The sequence below is a fragment of the Streptomyces sp. NBC_00012 genome, assembly GCF_045040875.1.
Taxonomy (GTDB): domain Bacteria; phylum Actinomycetota; class Actinomycetes; order Streptomycetales; family Streptomycetaceae; genus Streptomyces.
Map to the genome: position 1 here is coordinate 5,274,232 of NZ_CP108309.1, position 21,892 is coordinate 5,296,123.

Below are 21,892 nucleotides of genomic sequence, written 5' to 3' on the forward strand. Positions count from 1 at the left end.
TCTGCGTACACGGAGCGTGTGCGCGGGATGTTCAACGACCAGGTCTCCAGGAGCAGCCATGTACGCCCCGGGTCATCCGCCGACGCCGCCGCGCCGGGTTCCCAGCCGGGCCTGGATCGTCTCCATGCGTGTGCTGTTCGGCGTGCTCTCGGTGTGCTCGCTCGGACTGCTGCTGTGGAGTCCGCTGCTCCGGCTCGCGATCGTGCGCCGCCGGGCGTCCGACTGGTGGCTGACCGGGGCCGGGTTCGTGTTCGTCTGCGTGCTCCTGCCGATCCTCGGCAGGGACGGCAACGACGAGCCGACCGGCATCGACAACGTCCTCATCCCGCTGCTGCTGGTGGTGATGCTGGGCTCGCTCGCGTACTACCTGGTCGGGGACATCCGCCACTACGAGCGGTTGACGAAGCAGCACCACCCGATGGGCGGCTACGCGGCCACCCCGCCGGTGCCGGGGTACGGATACGGGTACCAGTACGCGCCCACGGTGCCGATGCGGATGTCTGCGTCCGCGCCCGCACTCGCGTCCACGCCCGCGCCGGCGCCGCCCATGTCCGCACAGCAGCCGCCCGCCGCACCCCAGCAGCAACTTCAGCCCCAGCCTCAGCCCCAGCCCCAGCAGCAACTTCAGCCCCAGCCCCAGCAGCAACTTCAGCCCCAGCCCCAGCAGCAACTTCAGCCCCAGCCTCAGCCCCACCCCCAGCCCCAGCAGCAACTTCAGCCCCAGCCTCAGCCCCACCCCCAGCCGGACCCCGCACCCCAATCCCAGCCCCACCCCCAGCCTCACCCCCACCCCCAGCGCATCGACCAGGTCCGTGCCGAGCTCGACGAGCTGAGCGACTACCTCCGCAAGGAGGAAGGCCGGTGAGCGGGCGTCTCATCGGCGGGCGGTACCAACTGGCGACCGTGCTCGGCCAGGGCGGTATGGGCCAGGTCTGGACGGCCTACGACCAGCGACTGGACCGCCGCGTCGCGGTGAAGCTGCTCCGCCCCGACCGGGTCACCGGCCCCATCGACAGCGAGGCCGCGGGCGAGCTGCGCCGCCGCTTCGTCCGCGAGTGCCGGGTCACCGCCCAGGTCGACCACCCCGGCCTGGTCACCGTCCACGACGCGGGCAGCGACGGCGACGACCTGTTCCTCGTCATGCAGTACGTCGAGGGCGCCGACCTCGCCGACCATCTCGCCGAGCACGACCCGTACCCCTGGCAGTGGTCCGTCGCGGTCGCCGCCCAGCTCTGTGCCGTCCTGTGCGCCGTACACGCGGTGCCGATCGTCCACCGCGACCTCAAGCCCCGCAACGTGATGGTGCGGCCGGACGGCACCGTCACCGTTCTCGACCTGGGCGTCGCCTCCGTCCTGGACACCGACACCACCCGGCTCACCCACACCGGTTCACCGATCGGCTCCCCGGCCTACATGGCCCCCGAGCAGGCGATGGGCGGCGCCGTGGGCCCGTACACCGATCTGTACGCCCTCGGCGTGCTCCTGCACGAACTGCTCAGCGGAGAAGTCCCGTTCGCCGGGTCCACCGCCCTCGGCGTGCTCCACCGCCACCTCTACGAGCCGCCGGTCCCGGTCCGCCGGATCAGGCCCGACATCCCCGAGCCGCTCGAAGCGCTGGTGCTGCGGCTGCTCGCCAAGGACCCGCAGCACCGCCCGTCCGGCGCCCAGGAGGTCTATGAGCACCTCGCCCCGCTGCTTCCCCCGCCGGGCACCGGGCGCCTTGTCGGACCGCTCGACCCGACCCGCCCCTTCCTGCGCCCGCACGCCCCGTGGCCCGACCGCACCGCCACCCGTCCCCAGCCGCCGTCACCGGCCCCGCCCGCCCCCGCCGCCGCCCGGCCCGATGTGGCCGCCGCCGTCGACGACGTGAAGCAGCTGCTCGGCGAGGGCCGGATCACCCAGGCCGTGGACATCCTCGGCTCGATCCTCCCGGTCGCCGCCGAACAGCACGGCGAGGACTCCGCCGTGGTCCGCATCCTGCGCAAGCAGTACGCGGCGACGCTGATGGACGACGGCCAGTACCGCCGGGCCCTGCCCGAGCTGCGCCGGCTCGCCGACGACCGCGCGGCGGAAGCCGGCCCGGCCGACCCGCAGACACTCCAGTTCCGCTACGAAGCGGCCCAGTGCCTGGAACAGCTCGGTGAACCGGCCGCCGCTCTCGCCGAGTACCGCGCGGTCCTCCCGTACTTCGAGAACCACCGCACCACGGGCGGCGACCCGGCCCGATCCTTCGAGATCCGCAACCGCATCGCGCACCTGCTGCTCGCGCTCGGCGACCATGTGACGGCGCGCGTCCAGCTCCAGGCGCTGCTGTACGACGCCGAGCGGGCCTACGGGCCCCACCACCCGCTGCCGGTGGAGCTGCGCCGCCGGCTCGACCGCCAGGTGGAGGTGCGGGGCGGCTGACGGCCGGCCCGCCCCGGTCAGGCGTCCACAGGCTGTGAAGCCCCGGCTGGAGTCCCGGCGTGCTGCTGCGCGCCGCCGGGGCCGGGTCGCCCGGCCTCCGGCCGCCGCCGGTACGCGAGGACCAGCCCGCCGAGTACGAGGACGGCCAGCGCGCCCGCCCCGGCCACCGCACCCGCCCGCAGCCCCGGGGGCCGGAACGTGCAGTCGACGGCCCCGTCCCCGGCCGGTGCCGGGGTGGCGACCAGGCCCAGGTAGCTGTCGGCGGGGCGGCCCTGGCAGCTCCAGCCCGCGATCCGGGGCGCCGCGATCACGACCGTTCCGATGGTGCCGGGCGGCAGTTCGGCACGGACGCCGTGGCCGGTGATGTGGACGGCGGTCGCTCCGGTGCGCTTCAGACCGGCGACCGCCGAGGACAGCCGGGCCCGGTCCAGACAGCCGACCGCCTCGTGCGGCACGGTCCCGGCACGCACCGGGGCCAGCGTGACCCACACGCTCCCGGCCCCGCCGACCGTGCCCAGACGCTGCATCGCGGCACGCCTGGCCGGCAGCTGCCCCTTGAACTCGACCTCCGGACCGTTGCCGAGCCGTGCCCAGCCGAACATGTCGGGCGACCACAGATACGCCTCGGTGCCCGCCGGGCAGGAGGCGGTCAGCGTGTACGTGCCGCGCCCCACCCGGTAGTCGTACGCCCCCTTGTCGGTCACCGCACCGCCGTCCGCCGACCGCAGCACCGTCGCCGGGACCGTGTAGACCCGCGAGCCGAGCAGCTGCTCCTGGTTGCGGAACGGTGAACGGCCGTACGGCACCGGCCCGCCCGGCCGTCGCACCGTCACCAGCGGCGGTGCCCCGGTACGGCTCACCGTCACCGGCCGGTCGTCCGGGACGTTCGACCCCTGGTGCGGATCGCGCGGCCCGCGCACCCGCGCGCCGACCGAGAAGACCGCGTCCGTGACCGGGTTGTCGAGGCTCTGCACGGCCCGGCCGTTCGACGTCCACCCGCCGCCGAGCGCACGCACCGTGCGGGTCAGAACGGCGGGCGTGTGGCTGCTGTAGTACGCGCCGCCCTGCCCGCCCACCAGCAGCGGATCGTTCGTGGTGGTCTGCTCCCGGCCGGGGTCCGTGCGGTAGCCGGGCCAGCCGTCGGCGCCCGCGACCACGGCCGCCTGGGTCCGCTGCCGCTCGCCCCAGGGCGCGTAGTCGTCGAGCCGGTTCAGCCGCTGCCGGTCGAAGTACGCGGTGCTCGCGGCGGCCTGCCCGGCCTGTGCGCCGATCAGCAGCACGGCGGCCAGCGCCGCGAGCCTCCGGCCCCGCCCGACCAGCACCAGGGCGCATGCCGCGGCCACCAGCCCCACCGCGAACAGCGGATACGTCCACCCGGTGATCAGGTCGCTGAAGCCGGCCCCGGCCGCGAGCAGCACCAGGACCGCGGCCCCGTCGAGCAGCGCCCGCCGCTCCGGCCATCCGTACGAGACCGAGACCCAGGCGGCGATCACCACCAGCCCGGCCAGCACGAACGTCTGCCGGTACGGACTGCCGTTGGGCGTGGCGAAGGCATGCCACAGCAGATGCGTCGGCTCCCACTGCAACGACAGCGCGACCCCGGCCACCAGCCCCGCCCACGCCCACCGCTCGCGCCCCGGAACGGAGCGCTGGAAGGCCAGTGCGCAGGCCAGCAGGAGGGTGCCGGTGCCGAGGAAGAGGGCCGGGGTGAAGAAGCTGTACGTGGCGGGCAGCAGCCGGGCCAGCACATCGGGCCAGGAAGCAGGCGCGAACGGGCGGTCCCAGCCCGGGTAGGCGTGCTTCGTCCCCAGGTAGACCGGGATCAGGACGGGCGCCGAGAGCCCGATCCCCACCCCGACCGTGCAGACGGCCCGTACCAGCCCCCGGACCACCGCCCGCCGCTCGTCCCGCTCGGTGAGGAACCGGACGGCCAGCACCAGGGCGGCGCCGAGCGTCGCCATGTACGCCGTGTAGAAGTTGGCCGCCCACACCACCGCCACCAGCAGTGGCCCGGCGATCCGGTGCCGTCCCGTACGGGCCCACTCGGCGACCAGGCAGAGCAGCGGCAGCGCGACCAGGCCGTCCAGCCACATCGGGTTGTACGACGCCTCGGCGACGGACCAGCCGCACAGCGCGTACGAACCGCCGAGCGCGCCGGCCGCCCACCAGCGCCCGCCGCGCAGCGTCAGCAGGAACAGGGCCATCAGAGCCGCCGCCGACGCCATCTTCAGGACCGTCACCACATAGACCGCGAGATCGATCCGGTCACGCGGGAAGACCCCCACGAGCAGGGCGAACGGGCTGGTCAGATAGGTGCCGAGATCCGGCAGGAAACTCGTCCCGTACCCGGAGGACCAGTTGAGCAGCAGCCCGCCGTCGGTGTTGCCGTGCAGCAGGTCCCACAGCCGGGCGTGGAACGGCACGAACTGATTGCCCAGGTCGTTGACGCTCCGCGTGTGCGAGCCGAACGGGTAGCTGCGCGCCAGGACGTCACCCGCGCAGACGGCGGCGACGGTGAGCAGCGCGGCGAGCGAGCCCGCGCGCAGGCGGGGACGGGAAGTCGGCATACGCAGGAATATGCCAGTCTCGAACGCTCAACCCCGTGCCGAATTGGGTCAGTTCACGCAATGGACGCCCACCGGTCACGTGCTGCATCGGGTTCTGACATCTGGCCGGGCTGATGTACTTCCGTGCTGATCTCGCTGGTGGTGCCTTGTTTCAACGAGGAAGAGATCCTCGAACGCTTCCATGAACGCGTCACGGACGAAATGGCCGGGCTGGGACACGAATTCCAGCTGGTGTTCGTCGACGACGGCAGTGCCGACCGGACCCTGGTGATCCTCCAGGAACTGGCCGCCGCCGATCCGCGGGTCCGCTATGTCTCCTTCAGCCGCAACTTCGGCAAGGAGGCCGCCATGCTGGCCGGCCTCCAGCACGCCGAGGGCGACGCCGTCGTCATCATGGACGCCGACCTCCAGCACCCGCCCGAGCTCGTGGGCCGGATGCTCCAGGAGCACGAGCAGGGCCACGACCAGGTGATCGCCCGCCGCACCCGCAAGGGCGACCGCGTCACCCGCACCCTCAGCGCCCGCGCCTACTACTGGCTGATCAACCGCCTGGTGGACGTGGAGCTGGTCGACGGCGTCGGGGACTTCAGGCTGCTGTCCCGCCGCACCGTCGACGCGGTACTGGAACTCACCGAATACAACCGGTTCTCCAAGGGCCTTTTCGCCTGGGTGGGATTCCGCACGACCACCTTCTCGTACGAGAATGCCGTCCGTGAACAGGGAAGTTCCGCCTGGACCTTCGGAAAGCTGCTCAATTACGGTCTCGACGGGCTGCTCTCCTTCAACAACAAACCGCTGCGCGCCGCGCTCTACCTCGGCATGCTGCTGCTGTCGGTGGCCTTCGCCTATGCTGCGTGGATCGTCGGCGTCGCCCTGGTGAAAGGGGTGGACACCCCCGGCTACGTCACCCTCATCGTCGTGGTCACCGCACTCGCCGGGGTCCAGATGGTGATGGTCGGGGTGGTCGGCGAGTACGTCGGACGCATCTACTACGAGGTGAAGCGACGCCCGCACTTCCTGGTGAAGGCCACCAACACCGAGGCATCGCGACAGATACGGGAACCCCAGGAGTTCGTACGCCGATGACGGTCACCGCGCAGATGGCCCGATTCGCCCTCGTGGGAGTGGTGAACACCGGCACGTACTACGGCTGTTATCTCGTCCTGCTGATGTGGCTGCCCTACATCGCCGCCCATGTGATCGCCTTCGCGCTGAGCATGACCGGCTCCTTCTTCCTGAACTCCTGGTTCACCTACCGGACCCGGCCCACCTGGCGGAAGTTCCTGCTCTTCCCGCTCACCAACGCCGCCAACTTCGTCATCACGACCGGCGGCGTCTATCTGCTGGTCGACCTCGCCGGGTTCAGCAGCCGGTACGCGCCGCTGGTCGCGGCCGCCGCGGCCATCCCGATCACCTTCGTCGTCTCGCGCACGATCATGATGCGGCCCGACACCCCGGCCCCGTCGGCCGAACGCGTGCCCTGAGCCGTCCCGAGCGGGCCCACATCCCCAACTCCTCCCGAATCGTTGGTCGAATCGGTGGCCCCAGCCGTGTCCACTGCCTAACATCGATCACCGCAAGGTCTTGTGCACTGATGCACAAACTCTCCCCGGGAGGTTCCTTTGCACCGCCGCCGTCGCACCGCGCTCACCGTCTCCGCCGCCCTGCTCGTCGGCGCCCCACTCCTGACCGCCTGCGGCGGCGAGGCCCACCCGGGCGCCGCGGCCGTCGTCGGCGGGGACCGGATCGAGGTCTCCACGCTGCAGAGCCAGGTGGCCGCGGTACGCGAGGCGCAGCGCGATTCGAAGGACGCCTCCCAGCTCATCGACAAGTCCGGGCAGCTCGGCCGGGCCAAGCTGCACGGCATGATCTTCGACCGGGTCCTGGACCGGGCCGCACAGGACGCGGGCGTGTCCGTCAGCCGCAGCGAGATCCAGCAGATGCGCAGGGCGGCGGCCGCCCAGTCCGGCGGGGAGAAGCGGCTGCGGACGGCGATGCTCCAGCAGAGCTGGGTCGCCCCCGCTCAGATCGACGCCGTCCTGCGCGAGCAGGTCCAGCTGACCAAGCTGGCCCAGGCGCTCGGCGCCGACCTCCAGCAGCCCGCCGGCCAGCAGGCCGTCGGTGAGGCGCTCGGCAAGGCGTCGAAGGCCCTGCGGGTCGACGTCAATCCCCGCTACGGCACCTGGGACGACAAGCAGACCCAGCTCGCCGACTACAAGGCCCCCTGGCTCAACCGGGTCACCAAGCCGGCCGGTGCGGGCGCCGGGGCCTGACCGGCCGCGGACAGGGCGACGGGACCGACCGGAGTAGATTCGAACGGTGAACGCTGAAGACCCCGGCCGCATCGTCCTGCTCACCGCCAGCCACCGCGTCGCGCCCGGACTCCTGTCCTGGCCCGCCTGGCAGGCACTGCACGCCGCCGACCGGGTGCTCTGCGCCGGGCCGGACCACCCGCAGCTGCCGTATCTGCGTGAGGCGGGCGTCACCGTCGAGCACTCCGCGCCCACCGCGCAGGAGCTCGTCGACGCCTGTGCGGGCGGCCGGTCCGTCGTCGTCCTCGCGGGCGGCGAGGGCGATCAGCCGCTGACCGACGGGCTGGCCCGGCTCGCCGGTTCGGGCAGGGTGCGGATGCCGGACCTGGAGCTGCTGCCGGGGTCGTACGACCTGCCGGGCGCCCGGCTCCTCGATCTGGTCCAGGTCATGGACCGGATCAGGGTCGAGTGCCCGTGGACCTCGCAGAAGACCCACAAGGGCCTCGCCAAGTACGCCATCGAGGAGGCGTACGAACTCGTCGAGGCGATCGAGGACGGCGACCGCGACGAACTGCGCGAGGAGCTCGGCGACGTACTCCTCCAGGTCGTCTTCCACGCGAGGATCGCCGAGGAGGACGAGCAGGAGCCGTTCTCCGTCGACGACGTGGCAGCGACCCTCGTCGAGAAGCTGATCCACCGCCACCCGCACGTCTTCGGCGACGAGAGCGCCGAGACCCCGGAGGACGTCCACGCGCACTGGCTGCGGACCAAGGCCATCGAGAAGCAGCGCAAATCGGTCACCGACGGCGTCCCGCTCGGCCAGCCCGGCCTGGCGCTGGCGGCGAAGCTGGCCGGCCGGGTCCGTACCGCGAGGCTCGACGTGCCGCTCCCCACCGGCGACGGCATCGGCTACGAGCTCCTCGCCCTCGCCGTACGCGCCGAGCAGGACGGCATCGACCCCGAGGCCGCACTGCGTGCCGCGGGCCGCGCCTACCGGGACGCCATCAGGGCGGCGGAGGGCAACGAGTAGCGCCGGAGGGCGATGCCTGGCGCCGGAAGGAGCCGAGTAACGCCGGAGGGCTCTGCCTGACGCCGGAGGGCGGGGGACGGTGCACGGGGGCGGCGGATAACGTCGGGGGGTGAACCACAGCCCCGCCGACAGCCCCGCCGATCAGCCCGCCGCCTGCCCCGCCGGCGGCCCCGAACTCTTCACCTGGGAGTTCGCCACCGACCCGTACCCGGCCTACGCCTGGCTGCGCGAGCACAGCCCCGTGCACCGGACCGCGCTGCCCAGCGGCGTCGAGGCGTGGCTCGTGACCCGGTACGCGGACGCGCGGCAGGCGCTCGCCGACACCCGGCTCTCCAAGAACCCGGCGCACCACGCCGAGCCGGCGCACGCCAAGGGGAAGACGGGCATCCCGGGCGAGCGCAAGGCGGAGCTGATGACGCATCTGCTGAACATCGACCCGCCGGACCACACCCGGCTGCGCCGCCTCGTGGCCAAGGCGTTCACCCCGAGCCGGGTCGCCGAGTTCGCACCGCGCGTACAGGAACTGACGGACCGCCTCATCGACCGCTTCATCGCGGAAGGGAAGGCGGACCTCATCCACGACTTCGCCTTCCCGCTCCCCATCTACGCGATCTGCGATCTGCTGGGCGTCCCGCGCGAGGACCAGGACGACTTCCGGGACTGGGCGGGCATGATGATCCGCCACGGCGGCGGCCCGCGCGGCGGGGTGGCCAGGTCGGTGAAGAAGATGCGCGGCTATCTCGCCGAACTCATCCACCGCAAGCGGGAGAACCCCGGGGACGATCTGATCTCCGGGCTGATCCGGGCCAGCGACCACGGCGAGCACCTCACCGAGAACGAGGCCGCGGCCATGGCCTTCATCCTGCTCTTCGCCGGATTCGAGACCACGGTCAATCTCATCGGCAACGGGGTCTACGCCCTGCTGCGCAACCCCGGGCAGCGCGAACGGCTCCAGCTCTCCCTCGACGCGGGGGAGAGCGGGCTGCTGGAGACCGGCATCGAGGAACTGCTGCGGTACGACGGTCCGGTGGAACTGGCCACCTGGCGGTTCGCCACCGAACCGCTGACCCTCGGCGGACAGGACATCGCGGCCGGGGATCCGGTGCTCGTGGTGCTCGCCGCGGCCGACCGCGACCCGGAGCGCTTCGGGGACCCCGACACGCTCGACCTCGCACGACGTGACAATCAGCACCTCGGATACGGGCACGGCATCCACTACTGCCTGGGAGCGCCGCTCGCCCGGCTGGAGGGACGGACCGCGCTCGCCATGCTCCTGAACCGCCTTCCGGACCTGCGACTCGCGGTGGAACCTACCGATTTGCGATGGCGTGGCGGGCTCATCATGCGCGGACTTCGCACGCTTCCCGTGGAGTTCACCCCGGGGTCCGCCCACGCGGAAAGTGACACTCCGTCAACTCTGTGACTTTCACGTGATCTGCGCTGCATCGACTTGTGACTCCCGTTCGAACCCGGCTAGGTTCGCGTTCGACTCACCAGTCACACGTCAGCTACCCGGAAGGCAACCCCATGGGCTCCGCGAACGGCAGACACCGTCGCCCCCGTCAGGCACCCGCCATCGTCGTCGCCGCGGGCGTGACCGGATCGGCCATCGCCATCCCACTGCTCGGCGCGTCCGGTGCCCACGCGGCCGACGCCACGACCTGGGACCGGGTGGCCGAGTGCGAGAGCGGCGGCGCGTGGAGCGCCGACTTCGGGAACGGCTACTACGGTGGTCTCCAGCTCTCGCAGGACACCTGGAAGGCGTACGGCGGTGAGGCGTACGCGGAGCGCGCCGACCTCGCCAGCCGGGCGCAACAGATAGAGGTGGCCGAGAAGGTGCTGGACGACCGGGGCCCGCGGGCCTGGCCCAGCTGCGCGGTCATCTCCGGTCTGGCCGTGGACGGGACGCTGCCGGGGGTGGACCCGGGCTCGGTGCCCGCCGACGACCCGGCCGGGAGCGAGAAGCCGGCTGACGACGCGTCGGCGGACCCGTCCGACGCCGCCACGTCGTCGGACAGCGCCTCGGACGGTACGGACGCCGTGGACGGCGCGGACGAGGCCGGCAAGCCGTCGGGGGAGACCTCGCGGTCCCCGAAGCCCTCGGCCACCCCGTCCCCCGACGCGTCCGCCGACGCCCCCTCCGAGGTGCCCGGCGCGCCCAGCGGCAAGAGCGGCAAGCACCGCGGCACGCCGGCCGCGGAGAAGGGCGGCGGCGCGGACCGCGAAGGCCGCGAGTCGGGCCGCCACGCCTCGCGCGGCGGCAAGGACGCGCGCGACACGGCCGAGCCGGCAGTCGACGGCACGTACACCGTCCACGCCGGCGACAACCTCTGGTCGATTGCTGACGCACAGAAGGTTCCCGGCGGCTGGCCCGCGCTCTACGAGGCCAACAAGGGTGTCGTCGGCGCCGACCCGGACCTCATCCTCCCTGGCGAGAGCCTCGATCTCGATGTGAAGGCCAAGTGAGGAAAGTCTGATAATCGACTAACAACGCCTCAAAAACTGTGGCAGTTCAGGGACCTATGTCCGCTTATGCGTAAGTGAGACATGGGTCTCTTTGCGTCAACTGGCGTGTCGCGTCCGGAGAGCCCTTCCGCATCATGCCCCACCTGCGGAAATGGCAGATCTTCAGATGCAAATAAGGGGTGATTGTCCGATGTGTCCATCTTTGAATGTGGGGGTTGCGTATGTTTACGGTCAGAACCGCTCGCACCGCGGGCCCCGTCGACCGTCACGCCGAATCCTGCCGTCGGTCGAAGGGAACAGACGCGTAAAGCGCCGTAGGCAGGAGCGGGGGACCCAGGTAAGCGCCGGGCCCGATCGTCGAAAGACGCATCAGGACCGGCTTGGGGTGAAGTCGCGTGCTAGGACGTGCGACCGGGCAACTCACTTGGCCCGAACCCGACAGCTCACCTCGTAGGCGTCGGTGAGGAGAAGTTCCATGCTGCTTTCCAGCAAGGGCAAGCACCGCCGCCCGTCCAAGGCCGTCCGTATCGCCACGCTCGCCGGTGTCGCCGGTGCCGCCGTCGCCGTGCCCCTGATGGGCGCGACCGGCGCCTCCGCCGCCTCCGTCGCCACCTGGGACGCCGTCGCTCAGTGCGAGTCCGGTGGCAACTGGTCCATCAACACCGGCAACGGCTACTACGGCGGTCTGCAGTTCTCGCAGTCCAGCTGGGCCGCCGCCGGCGGTACGCAGTACGCCGCCCGTGCCGACCTGGCCACCAAGGCCCAGCAGATCGCCACCGCCGAGAAGCTCCTCGACATGCAGGGCCCGGGCGCCTGGGGCTGCGCCGGCGCCGGCGGCCTGACCAACGACGGTGTCGACCCGGGCGTCAACACCGGTTCGTCCTCGAACTCCTCCTCGAACTCCACCGCGAGCTCCAGCGCCTCCGAGCAGCAGAGCGCCCCGGCTGCCCCGAAGCAGCAGGCCCAGCCGAAGCCGGCCGAGCGCACCGAGGCCCCCGCCGCCTCCCGCTCGGAGCGCTCCGCCGCCCCGCAGGCCGAGTCGAAGAAGACCGTCACCACGCCGACCGGCGAGAAGGTCAAGAAGGGCGACGGCGAGTACAAGGTCGTCTCCGGCGACTCGCTGAGCGAGATCGCCGCCGACCACAAGGTCAAGGGTGGCTGGCAGAAGCTGTTCGACCTGAACAAGGACATCGTCAAGGACGCCGACCTGATCTACCCGGGTCAGCAGCTGCACCTGACGAAGTAGTCGCGGCTCTCTCCTCCCCGAGCACCACCCCGGTCCGGCGCGCGTTTCCCCGTATGCGCCCGGCCGGGGTGCTGCCGTTCCTCCGGGGAGGTGCGGCAGGGGTGTCGAATTGTTCAACTGTTGTAGTTACTGACCAGTAAATTTCTGGCTGTTTGCCCGGCAATGTGTGCCCTCGGGTCCTTTTTCGTCCCAGGGGTCGGGCGGTCGGCCGACTGATCGGGCCGGGCCGGTTAGGCTCTTGTCGCAAGGCCAAAGCGACCCTGCACAACCAGCGTCATATCCCAGAAGGAGATGCCTCGTGCCGTCCATCGACGTCGTCGTAGCCCGGGAAATCCTCGACTCCCGCGGAAACCCCACGGTCGAGGTAGAGGTCGGCCTCGACGACGGCAGCACGGGCCGTGCTGCTGTTCCGTCCGGCGCCTCCACCGGTGCGTTCGAGGCCATTGAGCTTCGCGACGGTGACCCCAACCGCTACCAGGGCAAGGGCGTCGAGAAGGCCGTCCTCGCCGTGATCGAGCAGATCGGCCCGGAGCTCGTCGGCTACGACGCCACCGAGCAGCGGCTGATCGACCAGGCGATGTTCGACCTGGACGCCACCGAGAACAAGGGCTCGCTCGGCGCCAACGCCATCCTCGGTGTCTCGCTCGCCGTCGCCCACGCCGCGTCCGAGGCCTCGGACCTGCCGCTCTTCCGCTACCTCGGCGGCCCGAACGCGCACCTGCTGCCCGTTCCGATGATGAACATCCTCAACGGTGGTTCGCACGCCGACTCCAACGTGGACATCCAGGAGTTCATGATCGCGCCGATCGGCGCCGAGTCCTTCTCCGAGGCGCTGCGCTGGGGTGCCGAGGTCTACCACACGCTGAAGAAGGTCCTGAAGACCAAGGGCCTGTCGACCGGTCTCGGCGACGAGGGCGGCTTCGCGCCGAACCTGGAGTCGAACCGCGCCGCCCTCGACCTCATCCTTGAGGCCATCAAGGAGGCCGGCTACGTCCCGGGCAAGGACATCGCGCTCGCGCTCGACGTCGCCGCGTCCGAGTTCTACAAGGACGGCAAGTACGAGTTCGAGGGCAAGGCCCGCTCGGCCGCCGAGATGACCGAGTACTACGAGGAGCTCGTCTCCGCGTACCCGCTGGTCTCCATCGAGGACCCGCTGTACGAGGACGACTGGGCCGGCTGGAAGGTCATCACCGACAAGCTCGGCGCCAAGGTGCAGATCGTCGGCGACGACCTCTTCGTCACCAACCCGGAGCGGCTGGCCCGCGGCATCGAGGAGGGCTCCGCCAACGCCCTGCTCGTCAAGGTCAACCAGATCGGCTCGCTGACCGAGACCCTGGACGCCGTCGAGCTGGCCCAGCGCAACGGCTTCAAGTGCATGATGTCCCACCGCTCCGGCGAGACCGAGGACGTCACCATCGCCGACCTCGCGGTCGCCGTGAACTGCGGCCAGATCAAGACCGGCGCGCCGGCCCGCTCGGACCGCGTCGCCAAGTACAACCAGCTGCTGCGCATCGAGGAGATCCTCGACGACGCCGCGGTGTACGCGGGCCGCTCGGCGTTCCCGCGGTTTCGCCCTGCGAACCAGTAGGCACAGCAAGGGCTGACAAGCCCGGCGGGGTCATGTGCCCCGGCCTCCGTCCGTCCCCGCACTCGGTCCCGTACCGTGTGCGGGGACGGACGTGCGTAGTGGGGAGGCGGAGACATGGCCGCGAAGGACCGGGACCGGTTCTCCACCGCGACCCGGCTGCGACTGCTCGGCGAGCAGACCGCGGCCCGCGTCTACCGGTCCCAGACCCGCCGCCAGGCCCGCCGTTCACGGCTCACCGGCCGGGCGGCCTTCCTCGCGCTCATCGTCTGCTCGCTGGTGGTCGCGCTCGCGTACCCGATGCGGCAGTACGTCTCGCAGCGTGACGAGATCGCCGACCAGGAGCGGCTGGCGCAGGAGGCCAAGGCCCGTACCGAGGAGCTGCGCGACGAGAAGGCGCGCCTCCAGGACGACGCGTACATCCGGCAGCTGGCCCGTACGCACCTGCATTACCTTCTTCCCGGGGAGACCGGTTACACCGTGATCGACCCCGACGCGGTCAAGGAGCGCGAGGGCAGGACGGACGAGTCCGGCCGGCCGTGGCACTCCAACCTCTGGGACGGCGTGGACAGCGCCGACCGCGACTGACTCTCTTCATCCATCTGCAGAACCGCAGTTCGAGCAGCCCGATCAGAACCTAGGCAGGCATGGAAACGCCCCCTCCCCAGACCGAGTCCACCGCGCCCACCGAGGCGGACATCGCCGCGTTCCAGCAGCAGCTGGGCCGTCCGCCGCGCGGTCTGCGCGCGATCGCGCACCGCTGCCCGTGCGGCAACCCGGACGTGGTCGAGACGCAGCCCCGGCTGGAGGACGGTACGCCGTTCCCGACGACGTACTACCTGACGTGCCCGCGTGCCGCGTCCGCGATCGGCACGCTGGAGGCGAACGGGGTCATGAAGGAGATGACCGAGCGCCTCGGTACGGACCCCGAGCTGGCCGCCGCGTACCGGGCCGCGCACGAGGACTACATCGCGCGGCGCGACGCGATCGAGGTGCTGGAGGGGTTCCCGAGCGCGGGGGGCATGCCGGACCGGGTGAAGTGCCTGCACGTCCTGGTGGGGCACTCGCTGGCCGCGGGGCCGGGGGTGAACCCGCTGGGCGACGAGGCGATCGCGATGCTGCCGGAGTGGTGGCGCAAGGGGCCGTGCGTTTCGCCGTGCGGCGCGCCGGACGAGGGCTGACCGTCCTTACGGGGGCTCTGCCCCCGGACCCCTGCTCCTCAATCGCCGGAGGGGCTTGATCCGGGGCTCTGCCCCCGGACCCCCGCTCCTCAATCGCCGGAGGGGCTGAATTGCCCCTCGTCCGCCCGAGGGGCTTGGACTGCCTCGTCCGTCGGAGGGGCTTGATCTGGGAGTGCTTGATGACCCGCGTGGCCGCCATCGACTGCGGTACCAACTCCATCCGTCTGCTCGTCGCCGACGCCGATCCGTCCACCGGTGAGTTCGTCGAGCTCGATCGGCGGATGGAGATCGTCCGGCTCGGGCAGGGCGTCGACCGTACCGGCCGGCTCGCCCCCGAGGCGCTGGAGCGGACGTTCGCGGCCTGCCGGCAGTACGCGGCGGTGATCAAGGAGCACGGGGCCCAGCGGATCCGCTTCGTCGCCACCTCCGCCTCGCGCGACGCGGAGAACCGGGACGACTTCGTCCGCGGGGTGCTGGAGATCCTGGGCGTCGAGCCCGAGGTGATCAGCGGCGACCAGGAGGCGGAGTTCTCCTTCACCGGAGCCACCAAGGAGCTCGCGGGCCGCGATCACCTGGCGAAGCCGTACCTCGTCGTGGACATCGGCGGCGGCTCCACCGAGTTCGTCGTCGGTGACGACCACGTACGGGCCGCGCGCTCCGTGGACATCGGCTGCGTACGGATGACCGAGCGGCACCTGGTGCGTGACGGTGTCGTGACCGACCCGCCGACCGAGGCCCAGACCGGCGCGATCCGGGCCGACATCGAGGCCGCCCTCGACCTCGCCGAGGAGAGCGTCCCGCTCACCAGGGCCGCCACCCTCGTCGGCCTCGCCGGGACGGTCACCACGATCGCCGCGATCGCCCTGGGGCTCGACGCGTACGACTCCGGGGCGATCCACCACTCCCGGATCTCCTTCGAGCAGGTCCAGGAGATCACCGGACGGCTCCTCGGCTCCACCCACGCCGAGCGGGCCGCGATCGGTGCGATCCACGCGGGACGGGTCGATGTGATCACGTCAGGGGCGCTGATCCTGCTCGCCGTGATGAAGCGGACCGGCGCCCGTGAGGTCGTCGTCAGCGAGCACGACATCCTCGACGGGATCGGCTGGTCGATCGCCTGACGGGACGCTCGGTGCAGGCCGCTCACGCGTATCTTGGCCTGCACCTTTGAGCTCTCGTGGGCCGTCCGCGCGGTGGCTCGCGGGACACCTCGCGACGAAGTTCGTGAACTTCTTCACAAGGAATTCGGCCCTGTGGAGGGCCGTTCTGCTCCGGATGGGCATCCGGGGGCGCCCGCAAGGCCGTTGCGAGGTGGCGCGGAAGTGTTCCGGGCGTGTTGCCGGCAGGTGGATCGGAGCGGTGGTTCAGTCCGTCCGGAGGGCCAAGGGCCAGCTCACAAGCGGTGAACAACGTTCGCCGTAACGCCGTGGTTCCCCTGCGGCGTCATGACCTCGGTCACGTGGGCGGCGAAGTGTAGCAGAAGGTGGCCACAAGCTTGTGAAGGGGCTCACGAGCATGCCCTCCGAGAGGGGTGGATACTCGATGGCATGAGCACCACGGAGCGTCCCAGGATCCTCGTAGTAGGCGGTGGGTACGTAGGCCTGTACGCAGCTCGGCGCATCCTCAAGAAGATGCGCTACGGAGAGGCGACCGTCACGGTCGTCGACCCCCGGTCGTACATGACCTACCAGCCCTTCCTCCCCGAAGCTGCTGCCGGCAGCATCTCGCCTCGGCATGTCGTCGTCCCGCTGCGACGCGTCCTGCCCAAGGCCGAGGTCCTCACCGGCCGCGTCACGACCATCGACCAGGACCGCAAGGTCGCCACGGTCGCGCCGCTCGTCGGCGAGGCCTACGAGCTGCCCTTCGACTACCTGGTCATCGCGATGGGCGCGGTCTCGCGCACCTTCCCGATCCCCGGCCTCGCCGAACAGGGCATCGGTATGAAGGGCATCGAGGAGGCCATCGGCCTGCGCAACCACGTTCTCGAGCAGCTGGACAAGGCTGACTCGACGACCGACGAGGACGTCCGCCGCAGGGCGCTGACGTTCGTCTTCGTGGGCGGTGGCTTCGCCGGTGCGGAGACCATCGGCGAGGTCGAGGACATGGCCCGCGACGCGGCGAAGTACTACACGAACGTGAAGCGCGAGGACATGCGCTTCATCCTCGTCGACGCCGCCGACAAGATCCTTCCCGAGGTCGGCCCGAAGCTGGGCACCTGGGGCCGGGAGCACCTGGAGTCCCGTGGTGTCGAGGTCTTCCTCTCGACCTCCATGGACTCCTGCGTCGACGGTCACGTCGTCCTGAAGAACGGCCTCGAGGTCGACTCCAACACCATCGTGTGGACGGCCGGCGTGAAGCCGAACCCGGCGCTGGCCCGCTTCGGCCTGCCGCTCGGTCCGCGCGGTCACGTGGACACCTCCGAGAAGCTCCAGGTGCAGGGCACCGACTACATCTGGGCCGCGGGCGACAACGCCCAGGTGCCGGACATGATCGGACGCAAGGCCGGCAACCCGAACGCCTGGTGCCCGCCCAACGCCCAGCACGCGCTGCGGCAGGCCAAGGTCCTCGGCGACAACGTCATCTCCGGCATGCGGGGCTTCCCGCAGAAGGAGTACAGCCACGCCAACAAGGGTGCCGTCGCCGGTCTGGGGCTGCACAAGGGCGTCGCGATGATCGTCATGGGCAAGATGAAGATCAAGCTCAAGGGACGTCTCGCCTGGTACATGCACCGTGGCTACCACGGCATGGCGATGCCGACCTGGAACCGTAAGATCCGGATCTTCGCCGACTGGACCCTTGCGATGTTCCTCAAGCGCGAGGTCGTCTCGCTCGGCGCCATGGAGACGCCGCGCGAGGAGTTCTACGAGGCCGCCAAGCCGGCCCCGGCACCGGCCGCCGCCAAGGCCGAGGGCGAGAAGGCCAAGGCCTCCTAGTCCGCCCGCGGGCCCACTCGCCCGCGCAGTACACGCACAACGCCCGAAGGGGCCGTCCGCCATCCGTGGTGCGGGCGGCCCCTTCGGCGTATCCGGCCCCGAATGTGTGCGGTGTACAGCTATTTTGCCGATCCATTGCGCTGTAGCGGGATGGCGGGCGCCTCGCGGACTGTTGAGGGGTACGTACCTCGTCGTGGCACACGGGTGCCCGGCGTGGTTGCAGGCATGTTCGACCATGTTTGGGCACATTGGGAACACCATCACGGAGGTGTGCGCCATGGCAGACGCCGCGTTGCGGCTGACCGCTCTCGCCGATGAGTTGCTGGGAGAAAAGCTGCCGGTCCGTATCCGGGCCTGGGACGGCAGCGAATCCGGACCGCCCGGTGCCCCCGTACTCGTGATCCGGAACCGCCGCGCGCTGCGCCGGCTGCTCTGGAAGCCGGGCGAACTGGGCCTGGCCCGCGCCTGGGTCGCGGGCGAACTCGACATCGAGGGCGATCTCTACGAGGCCCTGGACCTGATGGCCTCGCTGATCTGGGAACGCGGGGCCGGCACCGAGGACCGCGTCCATCCGGCCCGCGACCCCAAGGTACGGGCCTTCGCCAAGGGGCTGCTGCGCCTCGCCGGCCCCCTGCCCCCGCCGCCCCCGCCGCCGGAGGAGCTGCGCCGCCGCAGCGGCCCCCTCCACACCAGGAGCCGCGACAAGGAGGCCATCAGCCACCACTACGACGTGGGCAACGACTTCTACGAACTGGTCCTCGGCCCGTCCATGGTCTACTCCTGCGCCTACTGGGAGAACGGCGGAAGCCTCGAGGACGCCCAGCGCGACAAGCTCGACCTGGTCTGCCGCAAGCTCGCGCTGAAGGAGGGCGACCGCCTCCTCGACGTCGGCTGCGGCTGGGGCTCCATGGCCATCCATGCCGCCCGTGAGTACGGCGCCCGGGTCACCGGGGTCACCCTCTCCGTGGAGCAGGCCGCCTTCGCCAGGAAGCGCATCGCACAGGAGGGCCTGACCGACCGGATCGAGATCCGGGTCCAGGACTACCGGGACGTCAGGGACGGCCCCTACGACGCCATCTCGTCCATCGGCATGGCGGAACACGTCGGCTCGGTCCGGTTCCGCGAGTACGCCGACGACCTCCACGCACTCCTCAAGCCCGGCGGCCGGCTGCTCAACCATCAGATCGCCCGCCGCCCCGAGAAGGACGAGTCCGCGTACCACGTGGACGACTTCATCGACGCCTATGTCTTCCCCGACGGCGAACTGGCCCCGGTGGGCCGGACCGTGGCCACCCTCGAAGAGGCCGGCTTCGAGGCCCGCGACGTCGAGACGCTCCGCGAGCACTACGCGCTGACCCTGCGCCGCTGGGTCGCCAACCTGGAGGAGCACTGGGACCGGGCGGTCCGGATGACCTCGCCGGGACGGGCCAGGGTCTGGCGGCTCTACATGGCCGCCTCCGCCCTTTCCTTCGAGCACAACAAGATCGGCGTCAACCAGATCCTCGCGGTGCGCCCCGAGGAGGGTGGGGCCGCCGGAATGCCGCTGCGGGCCCGCGACTGGACGGCTTCCGCGACCGGCTGACACCGGGACGGGACGCCATGGAAACGGCCGAGGGCCGGTGCGCGCAGCTCCTTCGCTGCGCGCACCGGCCCTCGGCCGTGTCGGGCGGGACCCCGGGCCCCGCCCGGTCCTACTCGGTCTTGATCGCCGTCAGCATGTTCAGCTTCGCGGCGCTGCGGGCCGGCCAGAGCGCGGCCAGCACACCCACGGCCCCCGCCAGCACCAGGAAGACCGCGATCCGGTCCCACGGGATGACCAGTGCGTAGTCCGGGATGTCCGACGACAGGGTCTGCCCGATCGCCCAGCCGAGGAACATGCCGAGCGCGACACCGACCACCGCGCCGAAGAGCGAGATGACCACGGCCTCCAGCCGGATCATGCGCTTCACCCTGCGCCGGTCCAGGCCGATCGCCCGCAGCATGCCGATCTCCTGCTGACGCTCGAAGACCGACATCGCCAGGGTGTTGACGACCCCGAGCACCGCGATGATCAGGGCCATCGCCAGCAGCCCGTACATGATGTTCATCGCGAGGTTGACCGAGCCGCCGAACATGTCACGGATGTCCTGACGGTCCATGATGCTCATCGCCGGGTTGTCACCCAGGGCCTTCACCAGGGCCTGCTCGTTGGCCTCGCTCGCGCCGCCGTCCATCTTCAGCCAGATCTCGCGGATGTTCGCCAGGCTGCCGTGCGCATCGGCGATGTTCTTCGGGACCAGGACCGGGGAGAGCATCTCGTTCCCCTTGAAGACCGCCCCGACCTTCAGTTCGCCGTTCTTCCCGTCGTCGAACTTCACCCGCAGGGTGTCGCCGGTCTTCCAGCCGCTCGACTTCGCCGTCTTCTCGTCGACGGCGATCTCGCCCTTGCCCAGCGCGTCGATCGAGCCGGAGACGATCGGCAGCGCGAAGAGCTGCTGCACATCGCCGGGGGTTACGCCGGACGCGGAGTGGTACTCGCCCTTGACCTCCAGCGAGATGGCCTGCTGCGGCGAGACCGCCGAGACGCCGTCGGCCTTCTCCAGGGCGGTGAGCGCCGACTCGTCGAGCGAACCGCCGCTCGCCATCGTCACCATGTAGTCGGCCTTGATGTTGTCCGTGGTCATCCGGTCGACCGCCTGGCCGAGGGTGACGCCGAGGACCGAGATACCGGTGACCAGGGTGAGACCGATCGCCAGCGCGGAAGCGGTGGCGCCGGTACGACGCGGGTTGCGGACCGCGTTCTGCGCGGCCAGCTTGCCGGAGACCCCGAACAGCCGCTTCAGCAGCGGGCGGACCAGGGCGATCACCGGCCGCGACAGCAGCGGGATCAGCACGATGACACCGATCAGGGCGAGGAAGGCACCCACGGCGATGACGGTCCGGCCGGACGATCCGCTCTTGGACGCGCCTGCCACGATCGCCGCCCCGCCCAGCAAGGTGAGCACCGCGCCGATCGAGTTGCGCACCACCAGGGACTTGACGGTGGCCGTGGCGTGCACGCTGCTCATCGCCGCAACCGGCGGGATCTTGGCGGCCCGGCGGGCGGGCAGCCAGGCGGCCAGCACGGTGATCAGGACACCGACGGCGAACGCCGCGAGGACCGCGGTGGGCGAGACGATCAGAGGCCCGGCCGGGATCTTCCCGCCGAACAGGCCCATCGTGGAGCGCAGTCCGATGGCGAGGCCGAGACCGAGGGCGAAGCCGACGACCGAGGCGATCACGCCGACGACGGCCGCTTCGATGAGCACCGAGCGCTTGACCTGGCGGCGGGAGGCGCCGACGGCGCGCATCAGTGCCAGCTCCTTGGTGCGCTGGGCCACCAGCATGGTGAAGGTGTTGGCGATCAGGAAGACACCGACGAACAGGGCGATGCCGGCGAAGGCGAGCAGCATCCCGTTGAGGCCGCTCAGACCGGACTCGATCTGCTTGGCCTGCTCGTCCGCGAGCGCCTGGCCGGTCTGGGCCTCGGCGTCCTTGGGCAGCAGCGGCTTCACTCCGGCCAGCAGCTTCTCGGCGGAGACGCCGGGCGCGGCGGACACGTTGGCGTCCCGGAAAACGCCGGGCCTGAGGTAGAGCTTCTGGGCGACCTCGGTGTCGAAGAGGACCAGGCTGCCGCCCGCGTTGACCGCGCCGTCCTCGGTGGTGAAGACGCCGGAGAGGACGTACTCCTTCACCGGCCCGTTCGTGGCGACCCGGACCCGGTCACCGACGTGGTACTCGCCCCGCTCCGCGGTCTCCTTGTCGAGCGCGATCCGGTCGGCCGCGGCCGGGCCCGTACCGTCGACGAAGGTGTACGCGGAGTCCTTGCCGTTCTTGCCGGGGAAGTAGTTCCCGCCGGTGTTCGACCAGCCGTTGCCGATCAGCTTGCCGTCGGGGTCGGCGACCCCGGCGAAGCCGGAGACCCGGCCGGTGGCGGTGCCGACGCCGTCCAGGCCCTGGATCTTCTTCAGGGTGGCGGCGGTGATGCCGGACGTCTTCTCCTCGTGCTGGTCGGCATAGGTGGTGACGGCGACGGCCACGTCGTCGTAGCTCTTGGCCGACTGGTTGCGGAGGGCGTTGCCGAGGGTGTCGGTGAAGACCAGGGTGCCGGAGACGAAGGCCACGCCGAGCATCACGGCGAGGACGGTCATCAGCAGCCTGGCCTTGTGCGCGAGCACATTGCGCAGGGCGGTACGGAACATGTCTGT

17 protein-coding genes and 1 riboswitch are annotated in these 21,892 nt (G+C 70.7%); of the genes, 15 read left to right on the forward strand and 2 right to left on the reverse strand.

Annotation, left to right across the window (positions count from 1 at the left end; translation table 11 throughout):
- Positions 1-58: 58 nt before the first annotated feature.
- Positions 59-865 carry a hypothetical protein gene (locus tag OHA19_RS24335; protein WP_405751591.1) on the forward strand — a complete coding sequence of 269 codons (807 nt, stop codon included), beginning with the start codon at positions 59-61 and terminating at the stop codon, positions 863-865.
- Positions 862-2,406 (forward strand): protein kinase domain-containing protein, encoded by a 1,545-nt coding sequence (locus tag OHA19_RS24340; protein WP_405713382.1) that lies wholly within the window; start codon positions 862-864, stop codon positions 2,404-2,406. The genes OHA19_RS24335 and OHA19_RS24340 overlap by 4 nt, the downstream gene beginning before the upstream one ends.
- Before the next feature lie 17 nt (positions 2,407-2,423).
- Here the strand turns inward: OHA19_RS24340 and OHA19_RS24345 are convergent, their stop codons facing one another.
- The gene (locus tag OHA19_RS24345; RefSeq protein WP_405751594.1) at positions 2,424-4,973 is read right to left on the reverse strand and encodes a YfhO family protein; all 2,550 of its coding nucleotides are present in this window, start codon (positions 4,971-4,973) and stop codon (positions 2,424-2,426) included.
- 123 nt (positions 4,974-5,096) lie between these two features.
- Between OHA19_RS24345 and OHA19_RS24350 the strand changes: the two genes are divergently transcribed.
- From OHA19_RS24350 to OHA19_RS24410, 13 genes are all read left to right on the forward strand, one after another.
- Positions 5,097-6,059 carry a glycosyltransferase family 2 protein gene (locus tag OHA19_RS24350; protein ID WP_405713379.1) on the forward strand — a complete coding sequence of 321 codons (963 nt, stop codon included), beginning with the start codon at positions 5,097-5,099 and terminating at the stop codon, positions 6,057-6,059.
- Entirely contained in the window at positions 6,056-6,457 is a 402-nt protein-coding gene (locus OHA19_RS24355) for a GtrA family protein (RefSeq protein WP_405713377.1), read from the forward strand. Before OHA19_RS24350 ends, OHA19_RS24355 begins: the two co-directional genes overlap by 4 nt.
- A 138-nt stretch (positions 6,458-6,595) precedes the next feature.
- Positions 6,596-7,246 carry a SurA N-terminal domain-containing protein gene (locus OHA19_RS24360; RefSeq protein WP_405713376.1) on the forward strand — a complete coding sequence of 217 codons (651 nt, stop codon included), beginning with the start codon at positions 6,596-6,598 and terminating at the stop codon, positions 7,244-7,246.
- A 46-nt stretch (positions 7,247-7,292) separates the two neighbouring features.
- Complete coding sequence (locus tag OHA19_RS24365; protein ID WP_405751597.1) at positions 7,293-8,255, forward strand: nucleoside triphosphate pyrophosphohydrolase; 963 nt, start codon at positions 7,293-7,295, stop codon at positions 8,253-8,255.
- A gap of 109 nt (positions 8,256-8,364) precedes the next feature.
- Positions 8,365-9,678, forward strand: coding sequence for a cytochrome P450 (locus OHA19_RS24370; RefSeq protein ID WP_405751600.1), 1,314 nt, complete (start codon positions 8,365-8,367; stop codon positions 9,676-9,678).
- Between the two features lie 104 nt (positions 9,679-9,782).
- The gene (locus tag OHA19_RS24375) at positions 9,783-10,721 is read left to right on the forward strand and encodes a transglycosylase family protein (RefSeq protein WP_405751602.1); all 939 of its coding nucleotides are present in this window, start codon (positions 9,783-9,785) and stop codon (positions 10,719-10,721) included.
- Between the two features lie 300 nt (positions 10,722-11,021).
- Positions 11,022-11,193: riboswitch (cyclic di-AMP (ydaO/yuaA leader) on the forward strand.
- Positions 11,194-11,196: 3 nt separating this feature from the next.
- Complete coding sequence (locus tag OHA19_RS24380) at positions 11,197-11,967, forward strand: transglycosylase family protein (RefSeq protein ID WP_405713370.1); 771 nt, start codon at positions 11,197-11,199, stop codon at positions 11,965-11,967.
- 298 nt (positions 11,968-12,265) lie between these two features.
- Complete coding sequence (gene eno / locus OHA19_RS24385) at positions 12,266-13,555, forward strand: phosphopyruvate hydratase (RefSeq protein ID WP_383719260.1); 1,290 nt, start codon at positions 12,266-12,268, stop codon at positions 13,553-13,555.
- A 114-nt stretch (positions 13,556-13,669) separates the two neighbouring features.
- On the forward strand, positions 13,670-14,140 hold the full coding sequence (locus tag OHA19_RS24390) for a septum formation initiator family protein (RefSeq protein ID WP_405751605.1): 471 nt from the start codon (positions 13,670-13,672) through the stop codon (positions 14,138-14,140).
- Between the two features lie 59 nt (positions 14,141-14,199).
- Complete coding sequence (locus OHA19_RS24395; RefSeq protein WP_124722936.1) at positions 14,200-14,733, forward strand: DUF501 domain-containing protein; 534 nt, start codon at positions 14,200-14,202, stop codon at positions 14,731-14,733.
- Positions 14,734-14,912: 179 nt separating this feature from the next.
- A complete protein-coding gene (locus OHA19_RS24400) occupies positions 14,913-15,854 on the forward strand; it encodes an exopolyphosphatase (RefSeq protein ID WP_405751608.1) in 942 nt (313 codons plus the stop codon).
- A gap of 426 nt (positions 15,855-16,280) precedes the next feature.
- The gene (locus OHA19_RS24405) at positions 16,281-17,666 is read left to right on the forward strand and encodes an NAD(P)/FAD-dependent oxidoreductase (RefSeq protein WP_405713364.1); all 1,386 of its coding nucleotides are present in this window, start codon (positions 16,281-16,283) and stop codon (positions 17,664-17,666) included.
- Between the two features lie 277 nt (positions 17,667-17,943).
- Positions 17,944-19,248 carry a class I SAM-dependent methyltransferase gene (locus tag OHA19_RS24410; protein WP_405713362.1) on the forward strand — a complete coding sequence of 435 codons (1,305 nt, stop codon included), beginning with the start codon at positions 17,944-17,946 and terminating at the stop codon, positions 19,246-19,248.
- A 109-nt stretch (positions 19,249-19,357) separates the two neighbouring features.
- Here the strand turns inward: OHA19_RS24410 and OHA19_RS24415 are convergent, their stop codons facing one another.
- Positions 19,358-21,886, reverse strand: coding sequence for an ABC transporter permease (locus tag OHA19_RS24415; RefSeq protein WP_405713360.1), 2,529 nt, complete (start codon positions 21,884-21,886; stop codon positions 19,358-19,360).
- Between the last annotated feature and the right edge of the window lie 6 nt (positions 21,887-21,892).